3 protein-coding genes are annotated in these 18,800 nt (G+C 74.8%); all 3 read right to left on the reverse strand.

All coding sequences use genetic code 11. The annotated features are described in order from the left end of the window. A partial coding sequence (locus ACH5AO_RS36670) for a type I polyketide synthase (RefSeq protein WP_398932438.1) occupies positions 1-1,909 on the reverse strand: 1,909 nt, incomplete at its 3' end. 379 nt (positions 1,910-2,288) lie between these two features. After that, positions 2,289-7,115, reverse strand: coding sequence for a beta-ketoacyl synthase N-terminal-like domain-containing protein (locus ACH5AO_RS36675; RefSeq protein ID WP_398932434.1), 4,827 nt, complete (start codon positions 7,113-7,115; stop codon positions 2,289-2,291). Positions 7,116-7,150: 35 nt separating this feature from the next. Beyond that, positions 7,151-18,800: type I polyketide synthase (locus ACH5AO_RS36680; protein ID WP_398932436.1), on the reverse strand; the 11,650-nt coding region annotated here is incomplete at its 5' end.

Consider the following 18,800-nt stretch of genomic DNA (forward strand, 5'->3'; position numbering starts at 1 on the left):
CCATCACCGCCCACAACACCGGCTGCACCACATCCACCCGCTCCAACGAAGCGGCACCCTCCACACCCCGCACCACATCCAGCAACGACCAGTCGACGTGGGGGGCGAGCGCGTCGGCGCAGGCGGACATCTGCCGGGCGAACACCGGGGACGTGTCGAGGAGTTCGACGGCCATACCGGTCCACTGGGAGCCCTGGCCGGGGAAGACGAAGACGACGCCGCCGCCTTCGGTGGCGGTGCCCTCGACGAGGCCGGGGGCGGGCCGGCCCGCGGCGAGGGCGTCGAGGCCGGCGAGGAGGTCGTCGAGACCGCCGCCCACCACGACCGAACGGTGCTCCATCGCGACACGCGTCGACACCAGCGAATACGCCACGTCCAGCGCACCCGCACCGCTGTCACGCACGGACGCGGCCAGCCGCGCCGCCTGCTCCCGCACCGCCTCACGCGACTTCGCCGACACCACCCACGGCAACCACACCGGGGCCTCGGTCCTGCCGTCGGCCTCGTCGGCCGGTTCGAGTTCCGGGGCCTGCTCGAGGATGAGGTGGGCGTTGGTGCCGCTGACGCCGAAGGAGGACACGGCGGCGCGGCGGGGCCGGCCGGTCTCCGGCCAGTCCGTGTGCTCGGTGAGCAGGTCGACGGCGCCGTCGGCCCAGTCGGCGTGCGGGGTGGGCGCGTCGATGTGGAGGCTCTTGGGCAGCATGCCGTGCCGCATGGCCTGCACCATCTTGATGACGCCGCCGACGCCGGAGGCGGCCTGGGTGTGGCCGATGTTCGACTTCAGCGAGCCGAGCAGCAGCGGCCGGTCGGCGGGACGGTCCTGGCCGTAGGTGGCCAGCAGCGCCTGGGCCTCGATCGGGTCGCCCAGGGTCGTGCCGGTGCCGTGCGCCTCGACGACGTCGACCTCGACGGCGGACAGTCCGGCGTCGATGAGGGCCTGGCGGATCAGGCGCTGCTGGGAGGGCCCGTTGGGGGCGGTCAGGCCGTTGGAGGCGCCGTCCTGGTTGACGGCGGAGCCACGGATGACGGCGAGGACGGGGTGGCCGTTGCGGCGGGCGTCGGAGAGCCGCTCCAGCAGGACCATGCCGACGCCTTCGGCCCAGCCGGTGCCGTCGGCTGCGGCGGCGAACGCCTTGCAGCGGCCGTCGGCGGCCAGGCCGCGCTGCCGGGAGAACTCGGTGAACATCTTCGGCGTCGACATGACGGTGGCGCCACCGGCCAGGGCGAGGGAGCACTCCCCCTGGCGCAGGGAACGCACGGCCAGGTGGAGGGCGACCAGGGAGGAGGAGCAGGCGGTGTCGACGGTGACGGCGGGGCCCTCGAAGCCGTACGTGTAGGACAGGCGGCCGGAGGCGACGGCGACCGTGTTGCCGGTCAGGAGGTGTCCGGCGACCTCCTCCTGGCGGCCCCGGGCGGCGCTGTCGTAGTCGGCGTGCCCGGTGCCGACGAAGACGCCGGTGGGGCTGCCGGTGAGGGAGTCCGGGAGGATCCCGGCGCGTTCCAGGGCCTCCCAGGAGGTCTCCAGGAGCAGCCGCTGCTGCGGGTCCATGGCGAGGGCCTCGCGCGGGGAGATCCCGAAGAACGCCGGGTCGAACTCGCCGGCCTCGTGCAGGAAGCCTCCCTCGCGGGTGTAGGTGGTGCCGTGGTGGGCCGGGTCGGGGTGGAACAGCCGGTCGAGGTCCCAGCCCCGGTTGGCGGGGAACGCGGAGATCGCGTCCACGCCGTCCCGGGCCAGCTCCCACAGTTCCTCGGGCGAGCGGGCGCCGCCGGGGTAGCGGCAGGCCATGGCGACGACGGCGACGGGCTCGTGGTCGCGGTTCTCGGCCTCGCTGAGCTGCTGCCGGGCCTCCTGGAGGTCGGCGATCGCCCGCTTGAGGTACGCGCGGAGCTTGTCCTCGTTCGACATCAGGTGCCCACCTCTCACTCAGATTCCGGAAAACGCGGAGAGCGGCGATCCCCGGATCCACGCCCCGACCCTGTAGGAAGAACCGGCGGTGCGCGGGGAGCGCCGGCCGGTGGTCTTCCGGTCCGGGTCGCAGGCCGACCCGGTCCGGTGGTCAGTCTGGCCGTCCCGGACTGCGGGTTTCCCTAGAGCCTGGGGGAAAGGCGGGGGCCGGGCGCCGTGGTGGGTACCACGTGCGCCCGGCCCTGGGAGGGGAACTGGTGAATTCCCTCGTGCTGGATCGGTTATGGGGCTGCCGCCCGATCGGTCACCTTCGCGCTGCCGCCGGATCGGTCACCTCCGTACCGCCGTCCGATCCGTCATCTCCGTACCGCCGCCCGGTCGGTCATCGGGCGGCGGCCGCCGGTGTCTCCAGTTCGGTCAGCCACTCCTGGATGATGGCGGCGGCCTTGGCGGAGTCCTCGCGGATCACGGAGAGGTGGTCGGCGTCGACCGGACGTACGGTGGCCGACGGCACCAGCGGTTCGTGCAGGGTGCCGGCGTCCGGTGCGGGGACGCCCTCGATGAGGGCGCGGGTGCACTTGATCTCGAGGACGGGCGCGGTGGTGGGGTGCACGTCGAGGGCGTTGAGCAGGACCATCCAGCGGCCCATCGCGGAGAGCCGGGAGTTGGTGAGCCGTACGGGCGAGTCGTCGACGGCGGTGAAGTTGAACCGCATCATGCCCGAGAAGTCCACGCCCTCGTCGTTCTTGTGCTGGATGCTCAGGGTGTCGAGGAGGACGACGGCGGCGGGGCGGATGCCCCACGTGCTCTCCAGCACGCCGGCGGCGGCGTAGGCGAGGGAGCCGCCCGAGGAGTGACCGGCGAGGACGAAGGGCCGGCCGTCGGCGGCCTGCAGGGCGCTCTCGGCGATCACCCGGGCGGCGGCCTCCGGCCCGGCGGGCAGGGCCTCACCGGTGGCGAAGCCGACCAGCGGCAGTGCGGCCACGTCACGGCTGCCCCGGAAGTGCGCGGAGAGCTGGGCGTACTGGTGGACGCCGCCGTTGGCGGTGGGCGCGCTGACGCAGACCAGCCGTGAGGCGGCCGGGCCCTCGGCGAGCGTCACCGGCCAGGGCAGGTCCTCCAGTTCGGCGGTCGCCTCGAAGGTGGGGCGCAGGGCGGCGACGGTGGCCAGCATGCGCTGCGCCTCCCGGGTCTTGCCCCGGGCGAGGCCGTCGAGGAACAGCCGCTCCATCGAGTCGTTCTCGGCCGGGCCGCCCGGCACGCCGCCGCCCCGGGGGACGGAACCGCCGCCCTGGGCGCCGAGTTCGGTGAGCAGCCAGGAGGTGAGGCCGTTCGGGGAGCCGCTGTCGTAGACGATGCCGGCGGGCAGTTGCAGGCCGGTGGCCTCGCTGAGCCTGCGGCGCAGTTCGATGCCGATGAGGGAGTCGAAGCCGAGTTCCAGGAAGTCGCGTTCGGGGTCGACCTCGGAGGTGTCGGAGTGGCCGAGGAGCTGCGCGGCGCAGGTGACGACCAGATCACGCAGGGCCTGTTCCTGTTCGGCGGCGCCGAGGGTGGCTAGCCGGTCGCGGAAGGAGGCCGGGTCGGCGGCGCGGACCGGCACCGTGGAGACGGTCGCGGCCGGGCGGGCCGTGCGTGCGGCGGGTGCGGCGGGCCGGCCGTCGGCGCCGGGGCCGAGCAGCCGGGCGGCGGACGACGGGCGCAGGGCCAGCGCCTCGACCGACAGGACGGGCCGGCCGGCGGGGTCGACGGCGGCGATGGACACGGTGTCCTCCCCGGCCTTGGCCAGGCGCGTCCGCAGCCGGGCGGCTCCGGAGGCGTGCAGGGACACCCCGGACCAGGAGAACGGCAGCAGGCCCTGGTCGGCGTCCTTCAGTTCGACGAACTCCACGGCCTGCAGTGCGGCGGTGAGCAGGGCCGGGTGCAGGGCGAACAGTTCGGCGTCGTCCGTGCGGCCGGGCAGCTCCAGTTCGGCGAAGACCTCCTCTCCGCGGGCCCAGGCGGCGCGCAGGCCCTGGAAGAGGGGACCGTACTCGGTGCGCTCGTAGAAGCCGGTCAGGTCGAGGGGTTCGGCGCCCTGCGGCGGCCACTGGGCGGTGTCGAACTCGACCTGCCGCTCGTCGGGGACGAGGACGCCGGTGGCGTGCCGGGTCCACGGCTCGTCGGGGGCGTCGGCGGCCCGGGAGTGGATGCCGAGTTCCCGGCCTCCGGTCCCGTCGGGGGCGCCGACGCGCACCTGGACGGCGACGGCGCTCGCGGCGTCGAGCACGAGCGGGGTGGTCAGGGTGAGTTCCTGCACCCGGCCGCAGCCCACCTGGTCGCCGGCGCGCACGGCCAGTTCGAGGAAGCCGGTCGCCGGGAAGAGGACCATGCCGCCCATGGTGTGGTCGGTGAGCCAGGGGTGGGTGCGCAGGGACACCCGCCCGGTGAGCAGCACTCCGTCGGTGCCGGCCAGGGACACCGCCGCGCCGAGCAGGGGGTGTTCGGCGGGGGTGAGTCCGGCGCCGGCCACGTCCCCGGCGAAGGCGAGGGGCCGCGGCCAGTAGGCGCGGTGCTGCCAGGGGTAGGTGGGGACGTCGGTGCGGCGGGCGCCGGTTCCCTCGAAGAAGGCGGTCCAGTCGACGCGGACGCCCGCGACGTGCAGTTCGGCCAGCCCGGTGAGCAGTGCGGTCTGTTCGTCGCGCCGGGCGCGCAGGGCGGGCGCCGCCACGGCGTCCGCCTCGTCGCCGAGGGTCTGCCGGGTCAGGGCGGTGAGGACGGCGCCGGGGCCGGCCTCGAGGAAGGCGTCCGCTCCGGCGTCGGCGAGGGCGCGTACGCCGTCGGCGTAGCGGACGGTGCCGCGGACGTGGCGCACCCAGTACTCGGGCGAGCACAGCAGCTCGGGGCCGGCGATCTCGCCGGTCACGTTGGAGACGACGGGGATGCGCGGCTCCGCGTACGTCAACCCCTCCGCGACCTCGCGGAAGGCGTCGAGCATCGGCTCCATCAGCGGCGAGTGGAAGGCGTGACTGACCGACAGGCGCTGCGTCTTGCGGCCCTGCGCGGCGAACTCCTCCGCCAGTGCGACGACTTCGGCCTCGACGCCGGACAGGACGACGGAGTCGGGTCCGTTGACGGCGGCCAGGGCGATGCCGTCGGTCAGCCTGGGGGCGATCTCCTCCTCGGTGGCCTGGACGGCGATCATGGCGCCGCCGGAGGGGAGTTCCTGCATCAGCCGGGCGCGGGCCGCGACCAGCGTGCAGGCGTCCTCCAGCGACAGCACCCCGGCCACGTGCGCGGCCGTGATCTCCCCCACCGAGTGTCCGGCCACGAACTCCGGCCGCACACCCCAGCTTTCTACCAGTCGGAACAACGCCACCTCGACCGCGAACAGCGCGGGCTGTGTGAACCCGGTGGTGTCGAGGAGTTCCGCCTCCGGCGTGCCCTCCTCCGCGAACAGCACCTCCCGCAGCGGCCGTTCCAGCTCCGCGTCGAGCCGTTCCAGTACGGCGTCCAGCGCCTCGGCGAACACCGGGAAGGCGGCGTACAGTTCGCGCCCCATCCCGGCCCGCTGCGACCCCTGCCCCGGGAACAGGACGGCGAGCGAGCGCTGCGCCGCACGACCGCGCGCCACCTCGACGGGCTGTTCGCCCTCCGCGCCCGTGAGGAGCACCGCCCGGTGCTCGAACACCGACCGTCCCGACGCCAGGGAGAAGCCCACGTCCAGGGCGGTGGCGTCGGTCAGTGCCGACACCCCTGCGAGCTGCGCCTCCAGGGCGCCCTTCGTCTTGCCGGCGACGGGCCACGGCACGACCGTCGGGTGGGCAGTCGGCGCGGCGGGCCGCTCCGGCTCCTCGGGTTCGGGGACCTGTTCGACGACGAGGTGGGCGTTGGTGCCGCTGATGCCGAAGGAGGACACGGCGGCGCGGCGCGGCCTGCCGGTCTCCGGCCAGGGGGTGCGTTCGGTGAGGAGGCGGACGTTGCCCGCGGTCCAGTCGACGTGGGTGGAGGGCGCGTCGACGTGGAGGGTCTTGGGCAGGACGCCGTGGCGGATGGCCAGGACGGTCTTGATGACGCCGGCGACACCGGCGGCGGCCTGGGAGTGGCCGATGTTGGACTTCACCGAGCCGAGCAGCAGCGGCCGGTCGGCGGGCCGGTCCTGGCCGTAGGTGGCCAGCAGCGCCTGCGCCTCGATGGGGTCGCCGAGGGGCGTGCCGGTGCCGTGTGCCTCGACGGCGTCCACGTCGGCGGGTGAGAGTCCGGCGCCGGCGAGGGCCTGCCGGATGACGCGCTGCTGGGAGGGCCCGTTGGGCGCGGTGAGCCCGTTGGAGGCGCCGTCCTGGTTGACGGCGGAGCCGCGCACCACGGCGAGGATCTGGTGCCCGTTGCGGCGGGCGTCGGAGAGCCGTTCCAGGACGAGGACGCCGGCGCCCTCGGACCAGCCGGTGCCGTCGGCGGAGTCGGCGAACGCCTTGCAGCGGCCGCTGGTGGAGATGCCGCCCTGGCGGGTGAACCCGGAGAAGCCCATGGGGGTGGACATGACGGTGACGCCGCCCGCGAGGGCGAGGCCGCACTCGCCCTGCCGCAGGGACTGGGCGGCCAGGTGGATGGCGACCAGGGAGGAGGAGCAGGCGGTGTCCACGGTGACCGCCGGGCCGGCGAGGTCGAAGGCGTAGGCGACGCGACCGGAGACGACGCTGGCGGTGAGGCCGGTGGTGGCGTGGCCCTCGGCGTCCTCGCGGGAGTTCATCACGACGCCGACGTAGTCGACGCCGGCGGTGCCGACGAACACGCCGGTGCGGGAGCCGCGCAGGGACACCGGGTCGAGGCCGGCGCGTTCCACGGCTTCCCAGGTGGTCTCCAGCAGGAGCCGCTGCTGCGGGTCCATGGCGACGGCCTCGCGCGGCGAGATGCCGAAGAAGCCGGCGTCGAAGGCGGCGGCGTCGACGAATCCGCCTTCGGCGGCGGCACTGCTGCCGGCCCCCTCGCCGCCGAGGGCGGCGAGGTCCCAGCCCCGGTCGGTGGGGAACGGGGCGATGCCGTCGCGGCCCTCGTCCAGCAGCCGCCAGAAGTCCTCCGGGGAGGCGACCTCGCCGGGCAGCCGGCAGGCCATGCCCACGATGGCGATCGGCTCGTGCCGGCTCGCCTCGGCCTCCTCCAGCCGCCGACGGGTCTTGTGCAGGTCGGCCGTGACCCACTTCAGGTAGTCGACGAGCTTTTTGTCATCGGGCATGACGGGAAACCCTTCCTGTGGTGAATCGGCTCGTCTCAGTGGTCGCCCATGCGGCCGAGCTCGTTGTCGATGAAGGCGAACACCTCGTCGGCGCTGGCCGATTCGAAGGCGTCGTCCACGGGGGTGCCGGTCGACTCCGGTGCGCTGCCGCGCACCTTGTCCAGCATCTGGCCGAGCCGCAGGGCGAGTCCCGCGCGGGTGATCTCGTCGTGCTCGCCCGCCGCCGCGAACAGCGTTTCCAGGCGGTCGAGTTCGGCGAGCAGCGAGGGGCCCTGCGGGCTCTCGTCGCCGGGGGCCAGTTCGGAGACGAAGTGTTCGGCGAGTGCCGTGGGGGTCGGGTAGTCGAAGACCAGGGTGGCCGGCAGGCGCAGCCCGGTCGCCGTGGAGAGGTGGTTGCGCAGTTCCAGGGCGGTCAGCGAGTCGAAGCCGAGCTCCCGGAACTCCTGGGTGACGTCGACGGCCTTCGGTGTGGCGTGGCCGAGGACCCGGGCGGCCTGTTCGCGGACCAGGTCGGTGACGTACCGGACGCGTTCGTCGGCGCGGAGTTCGCCGAGCCTGGCGCCGAGGGCGGCGGCCGTTCCGGCCGCGTCGGTGGCGGCGGCGGTGCGGCGGCTGCTCCTGACCATGCCGCGGAAGAGCGGCGGCAGGTCCTCGGGGGCGGCGCCGCGCATGGCGCCGGGGGCGAGGCCGACCAGGACCAGGAACGACTCGTCGGAGCCGCGTGCGATGTCGAAGAGGCCGAAGCCCTGGTCGACGGAGAGCGGCGGGAGGCCGCCGGACTGCATGCGGCGCATGTCGGTGTCGGAGAGGGTGCTGGTCATGCCGCCGTCGTGGGACCAGGGGCCCCAGGCGAGCGAGGTGCCGGCCAGGCCCTGGGAGCGGCGGTGCGCCGTCAGGGCGTCGAGGAAGGAGTTGGCGGCGGCGTAGTTGCCTTGGCCGGGGCTGCCCATGACACCGGCGATGGACGAGAACGGCAGGAACGCCGCCAGGTCCAGGTCGCGGGTGAGTTCGTGCAGGTGCCAGGCGGCGTCGACCTTGGGCCGCAGGACGGTGGCGAGCCGTTCGGGGGTGAGTGAGGCGACGACGCCGTCGTCGAGGACGCCGGCCGTGTGGACGACCGCGGTGAGCGGGTGCGCGTCGGGGACGCCGGCGAGGAGGGCGGCGGTGGCGTCGCGGTCGGCGGTGTCGCAGGCCGCGAGGGTCACCTCGGCGCCCAGTGCGCGCAGTTCGTCGGCGAGTTCGGCGGCGCCGGGCGCCTCCGGGCCGCGCCGGCTGGTCAGCAGCAGGTGCCGCATGCCGGAGGCCGCGAGGCGGCGGGCGAGGTGTCCGCCGAGCGCGCCGGTGCCGCCGGTGATGAGGACGGTGCCGTCGGGGTTCCAGCGCGGCGGCATCGTCAGCACGATCTTGCCGATGTGCTTGGCCTGGCTCATGAACCGGAACGCCTCACGTGCCCGCCGTACGTCCCACACCTTCAGCGGGAGGGGCCGCAGGGCGCCCTCGGCGAACAGGTCGAGGAGTTCGCCGAGGAGGGCGCGGTTGCGCTCGGGTCCGGCCTCGCCGAGGTCGAAGGCCCGGTAGGTCACGCGGTCGATCGCCCGCGGGTCACGGATGTCGGTCTTGCCCATCTCCAGGAACCGGCCACCGTCCGCCGTCAGCCGCAGCGACGCATCCACGAACTCACCCGCGAGCGCGTTCAGCACCACGTCCACGCCCCGGCCGCCGGTCACCGCCCGGAACTTCTCCTCGAAGCCCAGATCACGCGACGACGCGATGTGATCGTCATCCAGCCCCAGAGCCCGCAGCGTGTCCCACTTGCCCTCGCTCGCGGTCGCGAACACCTCCGCGCCCAGATGCCGGGCCAGCTGCACCGCAGCCATGCCCACACCACCCGCACCCGCGTGCACCAGCACCGACTCCCCCGCCCGCAGACCCGCCAGATCACGGAAGGCGTACAGGGCCGTCAGGAACACCAGCGGCACGGAGGCCGCCTCCTGCTGGGTCCAGGTGTCGGGGACGCGGGCCAGGTAGTGCTCGTCGGCGACGACGACCGGCCCGAATCCGCCGGGCACGGTGCCGAACACCCGGTCGCCGGGCCGCAGTCCGGTGACGGCGGAGCCGACGGCCGTGACCGTGCCGGCGGCCTCGGTGCCCATCGGACCGGACTCGCCGGGATACATGCCGAGGGCGTTGAGGACGTCGCGGAAGTTCAGGCCGGTCGCGTCGACGTCGATCCTGACCTGGTGGTCGTCGAGCGGCCGCAGCACCTCCGGGCAGGGGGCGAGGACGAGGTTGTCCAGGGTGCCCTTGCCGGTGGTGTCGAGCCGCCACGGCACGCCGACGGGCGGGAGCAGTCCGGCGCCGGTGGCGAGGCGGTCCAGCCGGCCGACGCGGACGGTGCCCCCGCGCACGGCGAACTGGGCGTCCCCGGTGGCGAGCAGGGCCGGCAGGTCCGGCAGCAGTGCCTGGACGTCGTCCTGTCCGTCGAGGTCGACGAGGACGAACCGGTCGGGGTTCTCGGACTGGGCCGAGCGCACCAGACCCCAGGCGGCGCCCGCGGCGAGGTCCCGTACGGTCTCGCCGTCGGCGGCGGCCACCGCGTCACGGGTGACGAAGACCAGGCGGGTGCGGTCGAACCGGTCGTGGTCCAGCCACTGGCGTACGAGTTCCAGGGTGCGGGTCGTCAGCGCGTGGACGGCGCCGGGCACGTCCGTGCCGGGTGCGGTCGGGTCGCCGCCCGCGTCCGTGCCGTCCGCGGCGGTGTACTCCCCCTGGAGCGGGACGAGGACGTAGTCGGGGGCGTCGGCCGGGTCGGTGAGGTCGGCGAGGGACGGCAGTGCGGTGCCGGTGCCGAAGACGTCGGCGCCCAGGGTGACGGCCCGCAGCCCCTCGGTGGGCTTGACCTCGGGGGCGGTGACCCAGTCGAGGCGGAACACCGGTTCCTGGCCGCCGGTGGCGACCGGGGCGCGCGGCACGCTCGGGGCGCGCAGCACCAGCGCCTCGGCGGACAGCACGGGCTCGCCCTCGGCGTCGACCGCCGTGAGCGTGACCGACTCGTCGCCGAGCCGGGTGATGCGGGCCCGCAGGGTGGTGGCGCCGCCCGCGTGCAGCGAGACGCCGTTCCAGATGTACGGCAGCAGCGGGTTGTCCTCGCTGCCGACGCCGAGGTAGCCGTTGGCGTGCTGGACGGCGTCGAGCAGGGCCGGGTGGATGCCGAAGTACTGGGCGTCCCCGGCGATCTCCTCGGGCAGGGCGACCTCGACGAAGGCCTCCTGTCCGCGGATCCACACCTTGCGCATCCCCTGGAAGCAGGGGCCGTACTCGGTGCGTTCGTAGGTGCCGTCGACCGGCATCGGCCGCGCGTCCGCCGGGGGCCAGACGGGGACGTCGAACGGGGCGGTGTGCTCCGCGGCGGCGAGGGATCCGGTGGCGTGCCGGGTCCAGGGGGCGTCGACGGCGTCGGACGGGCGGGAGTAGAACGCGATGGTGCGGGTCCCCTCCTCGTCCGGGGCGCCGAGGACGACCTGGAGGGCGGTGGGCACCTTCTCGTCGAGCACCATCGGGGCGGACAGGACGAGTTCCTGGACCCGGCCGCAGCCGACCTGGTCGGCGGCGCGGACGGCCATCTCCAGGTAGGCGGTGCCGGGCAGGACGACCGTGCCGCCGACCTTGTGGTCGAGCAGCCAGGGGTGGACCGTCAGGGAGATCTGGCTGGTGAACAGCGCGCCCTCGGAGTCGGCCAGCGGCACGGCGGCGCCGAGCAGCGGGTGGTCCGCGGAGACGAGGCCGGCGGAGCTGACGTCGCCGGTCAGGGCGGCCGGGCGGGGCCAGAACCGCTCGCGCTGGAAGGGGTAGGTCGGCAGTTCGGTGCGGCGCGCCCCGGTGCCCTCGAACCAGGCCGCCCAGTCGACGCGGACACCGGCGGTGTGGAGCCGGGCGAGCCCGGTGAGCAGCGCGGTCTCCTCGTCGCGGTCCGCGCGCAGCGCGGGTACGGCGACGGCGTCGAGGCCGGTGTCCAGGCAGCGCTGGGTCAGGGCGGTGAGGACACCGCCGGGTCCGGCCTCGAGGAACGCGCTCACTCCGGCGTCGGCGAGGGCGCGTACGCCGTCGGCGTAGCGGACGGTGCCGCGGACGTGGCGCACCCAGTACTCGGGCGAGCACAGCAGCTCCGGGCCGGCGATCTCGCCGGTCACGTTGGAGACGACGGGGATGCGCGGCTCCGCGTACGTCAACCCCTCCGCGACCTCGCGGAAGGCGTCGAGCATCGGCTCCATCAGCGGCGAGTGGAAGGCGTGACTGACCGACAGGCGCTGCGTCTTGCGGCCCTGTGCGGCGAACTCCTCGGCCAGCGCCAGGACTTCCTTCTCCTCACCCGCGACGACGACCGCGTCCGGACCGTTCACCGCCGCCAGGGCGATGCCGTCCGTCAAGCGCGGGGTGATCTCCTCCTCCGTCGCCTGGACGGCCACCATCGCACCACCGGACGGCAGTTCCTGCATCAGCCGGGCACGCGCCGCGACCAGCGCGCACGCGTCCTCCAGCGACAGCACCCCGGCCACGTGCGCGGCCGTGATCTCACCGACGGAGTGACCCGCCACGAACTCCGGCCGTACGCCCCACGACTCCACCAGCCGGAACAGGGCCACCTCGACGGCGAACAGCGCGGGCTGCGTGAACCCGGTGGTATCGAGGAGTTCCGCCTCCGGCGTGCCCTCCTCCGCGAACAGCACGGTGCGCAAGGGGACTTCGCCGCCGGTGTCCAGGCGGGCCAGTACGGCGTCCAGGGCCTCGGCGAACACCGGGAAGGCGGCGTACAGTCCACGCCCCATGCCGGCCCGCTGGGAGCCCTGGCCGGAGAACAGGACGGCGGTGGTGCGGTACGCGGCGCGGCCCCGCGCCACCTCGAGGAGTTCCCCGCCGGATGAGGCGAGGAGGACCGCGCGGTGGTCGAGCAGGGCGCGGCCGGTGACCAGGGAGTGGCCCACGTCCAGCGGGGACCTGCCGGTCAGGGCGGCGATGCGGGCCACCTGGGCGTCCAGGGCCTCCTCGGACTTCGCGGAGACGGGCCACGGCACGACCGTCGGGCGGGCCGCCGTACCGGCCGGCGCGGGGGCCGCCTCGGGTTCGGGTGCCTGCTCGATGATGGTGTGGGCGTTGGTGCCGCTGATGCCGAAGGACGAGATGCCCGCGCGCCACGGCCTGCCGGTCTCCGGCCACGCGGTCGGCTCGGTGAGCAGGCGCACCGCGCCCGCCTCCCAGTCGACGTGCGTGGAGGGCCGGTCGACGTGGAGGGTCTTCGGCAGGACGGCGTGCCGCATCGCCAGGACGGTCTTGATGATGCCGGCGACACCGGCGGCGGCCTGGGTGTGGCCGATGTTCGACTTCAGCGAGCCGAGCAGCAGCGGACGCTCCGGGTCGCGGTCCTGGCCGTAGGTGGCGAGCAGGGCCTGCGCCTCGATGGGGTCGCCGAGGGGGGTGCCGGTGCCGTGGCCCTCGACGGCGTCGATGTCGGCGGGGGTGAGCCCGGCGCTCGCCAGGGCCTGCCGGATGACGCGCTGCTGCGAGGGGCCGTTGGGGGCGGTGAGGCCGTTGGAGGCGCCGTCCTGGTTGATGGCCGAGCCGCGGACCACCGCGAGGACCTCGTGGCCGTTGCGGCGGGCGTCCGAGAGGCGCTCCACCACGATCAGGCCGACGCCCTCGGACCAGCCGGTGCCGTCGGCGGCGTCCGCGTACGCCTTGCAGTGGCCGTCGGGGGCGAGGCCGTTCTGCAGGGTGAAGCCGGAGAAACCGGACGGGGTGCTCATGAGGGTGACGCCGCCCGCGACGGCGAGGTCGCACTCGCCGGCCCGCAGCGCCTGGAGCGCCCAGTGCAGGGCGACCAGGGAGGAGGAGCAGGCGGTGTCGACGGTGACCGCCGGGCCCTCCAGGCCGAAGGTGTAGGCGAGCCGGCCGGAGACGACGCTGGCGGCGAGTCCGGTGCCGGCGTGGCCCTCCAGGTCCTCGCGGGAGTTCATGACGAGGGTGGAGTAGTCCTGGCCGTTGGTGCCGACGAACACGCCGGTGCGGCTGCCGCGCAGCCCGTCGGCGTCGATGCCGGCGCGTTCGAACGCCTCCCAGGTGGTCTCCAGGAGCAGGCGCTGCTGGGGGTCCATGGCGATGGCCTCGCGGGGGGAGATCCCGAAGAAGCCGGCGTCGAACTCGGCGGCGCCTTCGACGAATCCGCCCCGGAGGGTGGCGCTGCGGCCGCGGCCGTCCGCGCCGCCGGTGGCTAGGGTGGCGAGGTCCCAGCCCCGGTCCTCGGGGAAGGCCTCGATGCCGTCGCGGCCCTCGCTGAGCATCCGCCACAGGTCCTCGGGGGAGCGCACGCCGCCGGGGAGGCGGCAGGCCATGCCGACGATGACGATCGGGTCGTCGGACAGTCCGGCGGCGTTCACCCGGTCGAGGCCGGAGTCGGTGTCCTGTTCGCCGAGGAGTTCGGCGACCAGGTGCTCGGCCAGGGCCCGCGCGGTCGGGAAGTCGTAGACCGTGGTGGCGGGCAGGCGCAGCCCGGTGGCGAGGGCGAGCCGGTCGGGCAGTTCGATCGCGGTCAGCGAGTCGAAGCCCAGGTCGCGGAAGTTGCGGTCGGGGGCGACGGCCTCCGGTCCCGGGTGGCCGAGGACGGCGGCGGCGTGGGTGCGGACCAGGTCGCCGAGGAGCGCGGTGCGGTCGGCGGCGGGCAGGTCCCGCAGCCGGGCGACGAGCCCGGAGGCGGCCGTCTCGGTCTGCTGCCGCGCGGCGGCCGCGTCGGCCAGCGCCTGCCGGGCGTCCGGCAGGTCGCGCAGCAGGGCGCTGCCGCGGATGCCGATGAGGGTGTCCAGGACCTGCGGCTGGCGCGGGTCGAAGACCACGGGCGCCGGCTCCGGCCGGGTCACGGCCTGCCGCAGGGCGGCGAGCGCGAGGTCCGGGTGCACGGCCGGGTGACCGGCGGTGCGGGCCGGGCGTGCGGCGGTGCCGGTGTCCGTGGAGCTGGTGTCCGTGGGGCCGGTGGTGTTCGCGCCGGGTTCCTCGTCGGTCCAGGCGCCCCAGGCGATGGAGGTCGCGGGCAGGCCCTCGCCGCGGCGGCGCCGGGCGAGCGCGTCGAGTACGGCGGTGGCGGCGGCGAGGCCCGCGCGCCCCGCGGTGCCGACCGTTCCGGCCAGCGAGGAGCAGAGCACGAACGCCGTCAGGTCCAGGTTCCGGGTGAGCTCGTCGAGGTGGAGGGCGGGGGCGGTGCGGGCACGGTGCAGTGCGGCGAACCGCTCCGGCGTGAGGTCGTCGAGCACGCCGTCGTCGACGATGCCGGCGGCGTGCACCACACCGGTCAGGGGAGTGTCCTCGGGGATGCCGGCGAGGACGGCGGCGAGGGCGTCGCGGTCGGCGGCGTCGCAGGCGACGACCGTCACCTCGGCGCCCAGCTCCCGCAGCTCGTCGGCGAGTTCGGCGGCGCCGGGCGCCTCCGGGCCGCGCCGACTGACCAGTACCAGGCGCGCGGTTCCGGCGGCGGCGAGCCAGCGCGCCACGTGGGCGCCACGGCCTCCGGTGCCCCCGGTGACCAGGACGGTTCCGCTGGGCTCCCAGCCGGCGTCGGGTGCGGTCTCCGGCGCGGGCACGAGCCGGCGGCCGAAGACGGCCGAGTCGCGTACGGCCACCTGGTCCTCGCCGTCGTGTCCGGCGAGGACGGCGGCGAACCGCCTGGCGGCGCGGTCGTCCAGGGCAGCGGGCAGGTCGATCAGTCCGCCCCACCGCACGGGGAGTTCCAGTGCCGCGACCCTGCCGAGTCCCCACACCGCCGCCTGGCCGGGGGCGGTGAGCCGCTCCGTGCCGGCGACGGCTACGGCGCCGCGCGTCACGCACCACAGGGGCGCGGTGATCCCGGCGGCCGGCAGGGCCTGGAGCAGCACCGCCGTCGAGGCCGCGGAGGCCCCGGCGGTGTCGGTGAGGGCGAGCAGGGACAGCACTCCGGTGAGGGCGGTGCCCTCGGAGAGCAGGCCGCGCAGCCTTCCGGTGAGCGCGTCGCGGTCGTCGGTGCCGACGGTGAGCGGCACGACGTCGGTGCCGACGGCCGCCAGGACGGCGGCCACCCACGGGTCGTCGGCGAGCGCCTCGGGGACGACGGCCAGCCAGGTGCCGGCGGCGGTCGGCGCGGAGGAGGGCAGCGACAGCGGCTTCCATGCCTCCTGGTGCCTGACGCCGTCGACCATCGCCTGGTCGCGCTGTCGGCGCCGCCAGGTGGACAGGGCGGGCAGGACCGCGCCCAGCGCATCGGTGTCGACCTCGAGATCGGCGGCGAGCGTGGTCAGGTCCTCGCCCTCCACGGCCGTCCAGAACGCCGTGTCCAGGGGGTCCGGCCCGGTTCCGCCCGCCGTGGGGCGCTGGGCGTCGGGCCAGTGACGGGACCGCTGGAAGGCGTAGGTGGGCAGCTCGGTGCGGTGGGCGCCGGTGCCGTCGAAGCAGGGCCGCCAGTCGACGCGTACCCCGGACACGTGGAGCCGGGCAAGCGCGGTGAGCAGCGTGCTCTCCTCGGGCCGGTCGCCCCGCAGGGCGGGCACGGCGACCGTGTCGGCGTCGGTGTCGAGGCAGCGGCGGGTGAGCGCGGTCAGTACGCCGTCGGGGCCGGCCTCGAGGAACGCGTTCGCCCCGGCGTCGGCGAGGGCGCGTACGCCGTCGGCGTAGCGGACGGTGCCGCGGACGTGGCGCACCCAGTACTCGGGCGAGCACAGCAGCTCGGGGCCGGCGATCTCGCCGGTCACGTTGGAGACGACGGGGATGCGCGGCTCGGCGTACGTCAGCCCCTCCGCGACCTCGCGGAAGGCGTCGAGCATCGGCTCCATCAGCGGCGAGTGGAAGGCGTGACTGACCGACAGGCGCCGCGTCTTGCGGCCCTGTGCGGCGAACTCCTCCGCCAGCGCGACGACTTCGACCTCCGCACCGGACACGACGACGGACTCGGGGCCGTTGACCGCGGCCAGGGCGGTCCCGTCCGTGAGGCGCGGGGTGATCTCCTCCTCGGTGGCCTCGATCGCCATCATGGCGCCGCCCGCCGGGAGTTCCGCCATCAGCCGGGCGCGGGCGGTGACCAGGGCGCAGGCGTCCTCCAGCGACAGCACCCCGGCCACGTGCGCAGCCGTGATCTCACCGACGGAGTGACCCGCCACGAACTCCGGCCGTACACCCCAGGACTCGACGAGCCGGTACAGGGCCACCTCGACCGCGAACAACGCGGGCTGCGTGAACCCGGTGGTGTCGAGGAGCTCCGCCTCCGGCGTGCCCTCCTCCGCGAACAGCACCTCCCGCAACGGACGCTCCAGCTCGACATCGAGCCGCGCCAGTACGGCGTCCAGCGCCTCCGCGAACACCGGGAACCGGGCGTACAGCTCACGCCCCATCCCCGCACGCTGCGACCCCTGCCCCGAGAACAGCACCGTCAGCGACCGCTCGACGGCACGCCCACGCGCCACTTCCACGGGGGCGCCACCCTCCGCGTCGGCGAGCAGCACCGCCCGGTACTCGAACACCGACCGCCCGGAGGCCAGCGAGAAACCGACGTCCAGCGCGGACGCGGTGTCGGGGTCGAGGGAGGTGATCCGCTCCAGTTGGCCGTCCAGGGCCTCCTCGGACTTGGCCGACACCGGCCACGGCACGGTCTCGGGAACGCGCCCGGGCTCCCCGGCCGGCGTGACCGGCTCGATCTCCGGGGCCTGCTCGATGATGGTGTGCGCGTTGGTGCCGCTGATGCCGAAGGACGACACACCGGCGCGGCGCGGACGTCCGGTCTCCGGCCAGTCGACGGTCTCGGTGAGCAGGCGCACCTCGCCCTCGGTCCAGTCCACGTGGGTCGACGGGGCGTCGATGTGCAGGGACTTGGGCAGCAGGCCGTGGCGGAGCGCCAGGACGGTCTTGATGACGCCGGCGACACCGGCGGCGGCCTGGGCGTGACCGATGTTCGACTTGATGGAGCCGAGCAGCAGCGGCCGGTCGGCGGGGCGGTCCTGGCCGTAGGTGGCCAGCAGGGCCTGCGCCTCGATGGGGTCGCCGAGGGTCGTGCCCGTGCCGTGCGCCTCGACGGCGTCCACGTCGGCGGCCGAGAGGCCGGCACTCGCCAGGGCCTGGCGGATGACGCGCTGCTGGGAGGGTCCGTTGGGCGCGGTGAGGCCGTTGGAAGCGCCGTCCTGGTTGACGGCGGAGCCGCGGATCACGGCGAGGACGGGGTGGCCGTTGCGGCGGGCGTCCGAGAGGCGCTCGACGACGAGCATGCCGACGCCCTCGGACCAGCCGGTGCCGTCGGCCGCGTCCGCGAAGGCCTTGCAGCGGCCGTCGGGGGCGAGGCCGCCCTGCCGGGTGAAGCCGGCGTAGCCCATGGCGGTCGACATCACGGTGACACCGCCCGCGAGGGCGAGGGAGCACTCGCCGGAGCGCAGCGCGTGGGCCGCCCAGTGCAGGGCCACCAGGGAGGAGGAGCAGGCGGTGTCGATGGTGACCGCGGGGCCCTCCAGGCCGAAGGTGTAGGAGAGACGGCCGGAGATGACGCTGGTGGCGAGGCCGGTCGGGGCGTGGCCCTCGGCGTCCTCGCTGGAGTTCATGACGAGGGTGGTGTAGTCCTGGCCGCTGGTGCCGACGAAGACACCGGTCTGGCTGCCGCGCACGGTCGCCGGGTCGATGCCGGCGCGTTCGAACGCCTCCCAGGTGGTCTCCAGGAGCAGGCGCTGCTGCGGGTCCATGGCGAGGGCCTCGCGCGGGGAGATCCCGAAGAAGCCGGCGTCGAAGTCGGCGACGTCGTGGAGGAACCCGCCCTCGGAGGTGGCGCTGCGGCCGTGGCCGCCCTGTCCGCCGCGCATGAGGGTGTCCAGGTCCCAGCCGCGGTCGGTCGGGAAGGCGGAGATGCCCTCGCGGCCCTCGACGACGAGCCGCCACAGTTCCTCGGGCGAGCTGACGCCGCCGGGCATCCGGCAGGCCATGCCGACGATGACGATCGGGTCGTCGGCCGTCGCGGGCAGGACGGTGCCGGCGGCCGCGGGTGTGTCGGCGGTCCGTTCCTCCTCGAGGAGCGCGGCCACCAGGTGCCCGGCGAGCACGGTGGGCGTCGGGTAGTCGAAGACGAGGGTCGCGGGGAGGCGCAGGCCGGTGGCGGTGGTGAGGCGGTTGCGCAGTTCGACGGCGGTGAGCGAGTCGAAGCCGAGGTCGTGGAAGTCGCGGTCGGCCTCGACGGCCTTGGGCGAGGAGTGGCCGAGCACGGCGGCGGCCTCGCCGCGCACCAGGTCGAGCAGGACGCGGACGCGTTCCTCCTCTCGCGTCTCCAGGAGTCGGCGGACGAGGTCGGCGGCGACCCGGGCCCCGCCGACGGCGGTGGCGGCGGTGCGCCGGGTGCCGCGTACCAGGTTGCGCAGCAGCGGGGGCACCTCGCCGGGCATGCGGGTGCTGCCGGAGGCGCCGATGGGCACGAGGTGCGGCTCGTCGGAGACCGTGGCGGCGTCCCAGAGCGCGAGGCCCTGTTCGACGGTGAGGGGCGGCGCGGCCGAGGCTGCCATCCTCCGGGCGTCGGCTTCGGAGAGGGTGCCGGTCATGCCGCCGTCCTGGACCCAGGCGCCCCAGGCCAGGGAGAGGGCGGGCAGGCCGGCGGCGGACCGCTGCTGGGCGAGCGCGTCCAGGAAGACGTTGGCCGCCGCGTAGTTG

This window comes from Streptomyces sp. NPDC018964 (assembly GCF_044390325.1).
Lineage (GTDB): Bacteria > Actinomycetota > Actinomycetes > Streptomycetales > Streptomycetaceae > Streptomyces.

Bases quoted from the DNA above. Each gene is read 5' to 3' on its own strand.
- ACH5AO_RS36675 (WP_398932434.1), bottom strand. From the start codon at position 7,115: ATGCCCGATGACAAAAAGCTCGTCGACTACCTGAAGTGGGTCACGGCC.